Below are 6,907 nucleotides of genomic sequence, written 5' to 3' on the forward strand. Positions count from 1 at the left end.
TACCATTTTATAGCTTTTAAAATTCAGTTGCAATTTATTTTTTGAATTTTAACCAAAAATAAATAGGAACCACAAAATATCGATAATTTTGTAGTCCCCGTTTACTTAAATTAAAGCTTTAATTTGCGACAATATTAACTAACTTACCAGGGACAGCAATTACTTTTCGAATTGTTTTACCTTCAAGTTCTTCTTTAATTTTGTCATCATTTAAAGCCATTTTTTCTAATTCATCTTTAGTTGCATCTTTTGAAACCACGCTATGTTGACGCACTTTACCATTTACTTGTAAGACAATTTCAACTGTATTTTCAACAAGTTTACTTTCATCAAATATTGGCCATGCAGCATAACTAATTGATTCCTTATTTCCTAACAACGACCAAACTTCTTCAGCCATGTGTGGCGCTATTGGTGCAATCAATTGAATAAATCCTTCAACTTGTTCTTTAGCTAACGATTTAACTTTAAAAGCTTCATTAACAAAAATCATCAATTGTGAAATAGCTGTATTAAAATGAAGTGCTTCGTAATCTTCAGTTACTTTTTTTACTGTTTGATTATAAATCTTATCAAGTTCACCATCATTTTTATCAACAATAGCTGCGCTAATTTGATTATCTTCATCCATAATTAAACGCCAAATACGTTCAATAAATTTATGCGAACCATTTAACCCATCTTCGCTCCAAGCAATTGAGGCATCTAATGGACCCATAAACATTTCATAAAGGCGCAAAGTATCCGCACCAAAACGTTCAACGATATCATCTGGATTAACCACGTTACCTTTAGACTTAGACATTTTTTCATGATTATCGCCCAAAATCATCCCTTGATTAACTAACTTTTGGAACGGCTCTTTAGTAGGTACAACGCCAATATCGTACAAGAATTTATGCCAGAACCTTGCGTATAGCAAATGTAACACAGCATGTTCTGCACCCCCAACATAAACGTCAACAGGTAACCATTCTTCTAACTTTTTATGGTCAGCAATTTCATTAGGGTTATGTGGATCAATAAAACGAACAAAGTACCATGAACTACCAGCCCATTGTGGCATCGTATTCGTTTCACGTTTACCTTTACGCCCATTTTCGTCGACAACATTAATCCAGTCAGTTAAGTTGGCTAATGGACTCTCACCTGTTCCAGAGGGTTTAATATCCGTTGCTTCAGGTAATTCAAGTGGTAACTGATCTACAGGGACTGTTGTTGTTTCGCCATCTTCCCAGTGAATAATAGGAATTGGTTCACCCCAATATCGTTGTCTTGAAAATAACCAATCACGTAATTTATAATTTGTTTTCTTTTCACCAATGTTATTATCTTCCATCCAAGCAATAGCTTTTTCGATAGCATCAGCTTTCACTAAGCCATTTAAAAAACCAGAATTAATATATTTACCAGGTTCAGTATTTGCTTCATCAGTTATTTCAGGTCCTTCTATAACGGGTAAAATATCCAATCCATATTTAGTTGCAAATTCGAAATCTCTTTCATCATGTGCAGGTACTGCCATAACAGCACCAGTTCCATACGATGCTAGAACATAATCAGCAATCCAAATTGGTAATTTTTTACCATTTACAGGATTTATTGCGTAAGAACCAGTAAATACCCCAGTTTTATCTTTAGCTAAATCAGTTCTCTCTAAATCTGACTTAACTTCTATTTCTTTTTGATAAGCCTTAACAGCATCCTTTTGAGAATCAATAGTAATTTTATCAATTATATCTAATTCTGGTGCGACAATAATATAAGAAACACCATAAATAGTTTCAGGACGTGTCGTAAAGACATCAATTTTTATATCATCATGTTGATCGACTTTAAAGTTAACGCTAGCACCAGTTGATTTTCCAATCCAATTTCTTTGTTGCTCTTTGATGCTATCTGGCCAATCTAAATCGTCTAAATCTGAAAGTAAGCGATCAGCATAAGCAGTAATTTTTAAGACCCATTGGCGCATTGGTTTTCTGACAATTGGGTACCCGCCACGTTCTGTTTTACCATCAATAACTTCTTCATTAGCAACAACAGTTCCTAAATCAGGACTCCAGTTAACGGCAACTTCATCTTCATACGCTAAACCTTTTTCATATAATTTTTCAAAAATCCATTGTGTCCATTTATAATAATCAGGATCAGTCGTATTTAACTCACGACTCCAATCATATGAAAGTCCCAAGGATTTAATTTGACGCCTAAAATTATCAGTATTCGTTTTAGTAAATGCTTTAGGGCTATGTCCAGTATCAAGTGCATACTGTTCAGCTGGAAGACCAAAGGCATCCCATCCCATTGGATGTAAGACATTAAATCCTTGCATTCTCTTCATTCGAGCCAAAATATCTGTAGCCGTGAAACCTTCTGGATGTCCAACATGAAGTCCTTGCCCGGATGGATACGGAAACATATCTAATGCATAATAATTTTTCTTTTCAGGATCTTCAGTCGTTTTAAATGTCTGATTTGCATCCCAAAATGCTTGCCATTTTTGTTCGATTTCTTTATGGTTATATGCCATGTGTATTACTTCCTTTCTGATTATATATACAAAAAAGTCCTATAGAAGATAAACTTCTATAGGACGAATTTTCCGCGGTACCACCTATTATTCCAGTATAAAATACTGACTCTTTTTCATAACGTGAAATAACGTTCGCACCTACTACCGTTCAGTGAGAAAACTCAAGGATGAGTTCAAATAACCAACTATGTATATTTCCACTCCCATATACTCGCTGAAATAGTTAGTTACTTTACTAGTTCCTCTTAATCGTTTTATATTATTTTTAGTGTAGCAAACGAACCCTGTTATTGCAAATAATCTTTAGTCTTTTTATCGAATAAATTAATAATAATTGCAAGAATTACAATAAAAATACCTGCTATATATATCCCATGAAGACCTTGATACAAAACTTCACGTAATTTTGGTATTAAATGTTGCGGTAGTTGGTTAGCCGTTTGCGGATTAATTAAAATATCCATCATGCTGTCCTTTGTTCCAGGTGTTTTTACTATTTCCTTATGCATTTGTGTATTAAATATGATCCCAAAGACTGAAATCATTAATGTTTGTCCTAATGTACGACTTAAAGTATTAAATGATGTAGCCACACCTACGTCAGCCTGTGGTACTAAACTCTGTGCAGTAACTGTCGTAGTTGTAATGGTAATCCCAAATCCAATCCCTAGTACAGCCGAAATGATAAAGAAAAGATAAAAAGGTGTATTTATAGGCAAAGTACCTAGTGCAATGGCACCCACTAAAATAAAAAATAGACTAATCGATAAAACTTTTTTTGGTGTCCAAGCTGCCATCATACTTCCAGCAAAAAAGGAACCAGCTATCCATAAGATGGAACTGGGTGTTACTGCAAATCCTGCCATTGATGCTTTTAATCCTAATATTCCTTGAGTCCATGTTGGTATATAAACTTCAAATCCAATTAAAAATCCAGATATTAATGCTGCTACTACATTTTGAATCACAAATGTTCTATTATTAAAAAGTTTCAATGAAATAATTGGATCTTCAACTCTTTTTTCCCATTGAATAAATAATAAAAGCGACATAATAAATATAAAGAAAGAAATTAAAACAATCAGGTCTATACCATCATCGCCCCAACGTTGAAAACTATATAAAATAGATAAAATACTAAGCATTAATAATATACTGCCTAAAAAATCTATTTTTGAACTCATAATTCTTCGCTTTTCTTTGAAAAAAATTTGTATCATTGCTATCGTCACTAACCCAATAGGTAAATTAATGAAAAATACCCAGTGCCAATTAAGATGATCAACAATGAAACCACCTAACAATGGTGCAACTATTGACGCTATACCCCAAGCAGATCCGTTTAATCCCATTATTTTAGCACGTTTGTCCACAGAATAAATATCAGCAATTATAGTAAATGACACTGGCATTATAGCACCCGCCCCGATACCTTGAATAGCCCGCGAAATAATTAATGTGGCCATACTATTAGAAAATCCACAGAGAGTTGAACCAACCAAAAATATGACAAGACCAAAAATAAATACTGGTTTACGTCCTAAAACATCTGCGAGCTTACCGTATATTGGTGTCATCATGGCATTAGTTAATAAATATATTGAAAAAACCCAATTCATTAATGAAACACCATGAAGTTCACCAACAATAGTTGGCATAGCTGTTGAAACAATTGTTCCTTCAACGGCTGTTAAAAATGTTGCTACAAATATAGCAATTGTAACTAATTTTACATTTGTTTTTGAATTCATAAAGTACCTCCTAAATAAAAAATGACTCTATTAAAATGATATTTAATAAAGTCATTTTTTATTTTAATTTAATTCGTTAAGTAAACTTTTAATCTTATCTGTTTTTTCCCAAGGTAAGTCAATATCTGTACGACCAAAATGACCATATGCTGCTGTCTGTTTATATATTGGGCGACGTAAGTCTAACATTTCAATAATTCCTGCAGGCCGTAAATCAAAAATTTTACGAACAGCTTGAACTAAATCCAATTCGTCATATTTAGATGTACCAAATGTATTAATATTAATTGATACAGGTTGAGCAACCCCAATTGCATACGCAAGTTGAACCTCAACCTGTGATGCAATTTTAGCTGCAACTATATTTTTTGCAATATAGCGAGCAGCATAACTAGCTGAACGATCAACTTTTGTTGCATCTTTACCGGAGAAAGCACCTCCACCATGATGTGCATATCCACCATATGTATCAACAATTATTTTTCTTCCAGTAAGTCCAGCATCACCCTTTGGACCACCGATAACAAATCGTCCGGTTGGATTAATATAATACTTTGTATCTGAATCCAACAAATCAGGGTCAATAATAACTTTAATTACTTTTTCAATCATATCATCTTGAATTTGTTTCAATTCCGTTTTTTCATCATGTTGTGTAGAAATAACAACAGTGTCAATTCTAAATGGTTGACCTTTATCATTATATTCAACAGTTACCTGTGCCTTAGCATCAGGTCTTAAGTATTCTAATTCCTTATTTTTTCGTAAACTTGCAACACGTTGCATTAATTTGTGACTAATTGAAATCGGTAATGGCATGAGTTCCGGTGTTTCGTCTACCGCATATCCGAACATTAATCCTTGATCACCTGCACCAATCTGATCTAAAGGATCTAAATCACCGTTTTTAGTTTCTAAAGATGTATCAACACCTAATGCAATATCAGGAGATTGTTCATCTATAGCAACCATAACAGCACAATTATCACCATCAAAACCAACTTGTGAATTAATATATCCAATTTCCTTAATAGTTCGTCTTACTACCTGCTGAATATCAACGTAGGCATTTGTTGATATTTCACCAACTACAAGAACTAAACCAGTTGTTACAGTTGTTTCGCAAGCAACCCTAGCATTAGGATCCTTTTCTAAAAGTGCATCTAATATTGCATCACTTATTTGATCTGCAACCTTATCCGGATGACCCTCTGATACCGATTCTGACGTGAATAGATGTTTTTCAGTCATTTTTATCTCCTTAAAGTAAATAAAATTAAAAAAAGAACCTCAACTATAAAAGTTTAGGTTCCAATAATACCTGTGACGGTCCTAACCGGATTTGAACCGGTGATCTTCCGCGTGACAGGCGGACGTAATAACCCCTATACCATAGGACCAATTGCGGGAGCAGGATTTGAACCTACGACCTTCGGGTTATGAGCCCGACGAGCTACCAGACTGCTCCATCCCGCGATAATATTAAAAAGGAGGATAAGAGATTCGAACTCTTGCGTGGTTTGACCCACCTGACGGTTTTCAAGACCGTTCCCTTCAGCCAGACTTGGGTAATCCTCCATAAAAAATTAAAAATCTACTTGAATCAGCTACAAGTAATGGACCTTGTAGGACTCGAACCTACGACCGGGCGGTTATGAGCCGTCTGCTCTAACCAACTGAGCTAAAGGTCCAAGCTTCTTACGTAGAAAATAGCGGTGAAGGGGATCGAACCCCTGACCTCCCGGGTATGAACCGGACGCTCTAGCCAGCTGAGCTACGCCGCCATAAAATAAAAACACATAATAAATTTTGGCAATCTATTAATCGGGAAAACAGGATTCGAACCTGCGACCCCCTGGTCCCAAACCAGGTGCTCTACCAAGCTGAGCTATTTCCCGAAAATGCACCCAGTAGGAGTCGAACCTACAACCTTCTGATTCGTAGTCAGACACTCTATCCAGTTGCGCTATGGGTGCATTAAAAATATAAAATTAAAACAATAAATGGTGCCGAGGACCGGAATCGAACCGGTACGGTGATCACTCACCGCAGGATTTTAAGTCCTGTGCGTCTGCCAGTTCCGCCACCCCGGCATTTATTGAAAAGCGGAAGACGGGATTCGAACCCGCGACCCCCACCTTGGCAAGGTGATGCTCTACCACTGAGCTACTTCCGCAAAAAAATTAAAAAATGGTGCCGACTAGACGATTCGAACGCCCGACCCCCTGATTACAAATCAGGTGCTCTACCAACTGAGCTAAGTCGGCATAACTGAAAATGATGCGGGTGAAGGGACTTGAACCCCCACGTCTTACGACGCTAGATCCTAAATCTAGTGCGTCTGCCAATTCCGCCACACCCGCAGAATGTGGAATTGAAAATGAGCCGTGACAGGCTCGAACTGTCGACCCTCTGATTAAAAGTCAGATGCTCTACCAACTGAGCTAACGGCTCAAATGGAGGTTACAGGGCTTGAACCTGTGACCCTCTGCTTGTAAGGCAGACGCTCTCCCAACTGAGCTAAACCTCCAAATAATAAAAAAAGCATGGCAACGTCCTACCCTCGCAGGGGGCGACCCCCAACTACTCTTGGCGCTAAGAAGCTTAACTTCTGTGTTCG

Annotated in this window: 3 protein-coding genes, 13 tRNA genes, 1 rRNA gene and 1 other annotated feature; all 17 genes read right to left on the reverse strand. The window is 36.6% G+C overall.

Annotated features, from left to right (window positions below):
• Positions 1–118 precede the first annotated feature (118 nt).
• Positions 119–2,533 (reverse strand): leucine--tRNA ligase, encoded by a 2,415-nt coding sequence (gene leuS / locus AC1RO3_RS03610; protein ID WP_481761153.1) that lies wholly within the window; start codon positions 2,531–2,533, stop codon positions 119–121.
• Between the two features lie 56 nt (positions 2,534–2,589).
• Positions 2,590–2,795: a binding site (T-box leader), on the reverse strand.
• Between the two features lie 28 nt (positions 2,796–2,823).
• Complete coding sequence (locus AC1RO3_RS03615; RefSeq protein WP_481761152.1) at positions 2,824–4,287, reverse strand: MDR family MFS transporter; 1,464 nt, start codon at positions 4,285–4,287, stop codon at positions 2,824–2,826.
• A gap of 63 nt (positions 4,288–4,350) precedes the next feature.
• Positions 4,351–5,538, reverse strand: coding sequence for a methionine adenosyltransferase (gene metK / locus AC1RO3_RS03620; protein ID WP_481761151.1), 1,188 nt, complete (start codon positions 5,536–5,538; stop codon positions 4,351–4,353).
• 76 nt (positions 5,539–5,614) lie between these two features.
• Positions 5,615–5,687, reverse strand: a tRNA-Asp gene (locus AC1RO3_RS03625).
• Positions 5,688–5,689: 2 nt separating this feature from the next.
• Positions 5,690–5,763: transfer RNA gene (locus AC1RO3_RS03630), tRNA-Met, on the reverse strand.
• Between the two features lie 12 nt (positions 5,764–5,775).
• Positions 5,776–5,865, reverse strand: a tRNA-Ser gene (locus AC1RO3_RS03635).
• Positions 5,866–5,904: 39 nt separating this feature from the next.
• A tRNA-Ile gene (locus AC1RO3_RS03640) sits at positions 5,905–5,978 on the reverse strand.
• Between the two features lie 19 nt (positions 5,979–5,997).
• A tRNA-Met gene (locus AC1RO3_RS03645) sits at positions 5,998–6,071 on the reverse strand.
• A gap of 40 nt (positions 6,072–6,111) precedes the next feature.
• Positions 6,112–6,185 (reverse strand) — tRNA-Pro (locus tag AC1RO3_RS03650).
• 4 nt (positions 6,186–6,189) lie between these two features.
• Positions 6,190–6,263 (reverse strand) — tRNA-Arg (locus tag AC1RO3_RS03655).
• A 28-nt stretch (positions 6,264–6,291) separates the two neighbouring features.
• A tRNA-Leu gene (locus AC1RO3_RS03660) sits at positions 6,292–6,380 on the reverse strand.
• Between the two features lie 11 nt (positions 6,381–6,391).
• A tRNA-Gly gene (locus AC1RO3_RS03665) sits at positions 6,392–6,463 on the reverse strand.
• A 15-nt stretch (positions 6,464–6,478) separates the two neighbouring features.
• Positions 6,479–6,554: transfer RNA gene (locus AC1RO3_RS03670), tRNA-Thr, on the reverse strand.
• A gap of 14 nt (positions 6,555–6,568) precedes the next feature.
• Positions 6,569–6,650 (reverse strand) — tRNA-Leu (locus AC1RO3_RS03675).
• Positions 6,651–6,668: 18 nt separating this feature from the next.
• Positions 6,669–6,741: transfer RNA gene (locus AC1RO3_RS03680), tRNA-Lys, on the reverse strand.
• Positions 6,742–6,744: 3 nt separating this feature from the next.
• A tRNA-Val gene (locus AC1RO3_RS03685) sits at positions 6,745–6,817 on the reverse strand.
• A gap of 14 nt (positions 6,818–6,831) precedes the next feature.
• Positions 6,832–6,907 (reverse strand): 5S ribosomal RNA (gene rrf / locus AC1RO3_RS03690); the annotation flags it as partial.

The organism is Dellaglioa sp. CoH-57-MRSF-19 (assembly GCF_056781975.1).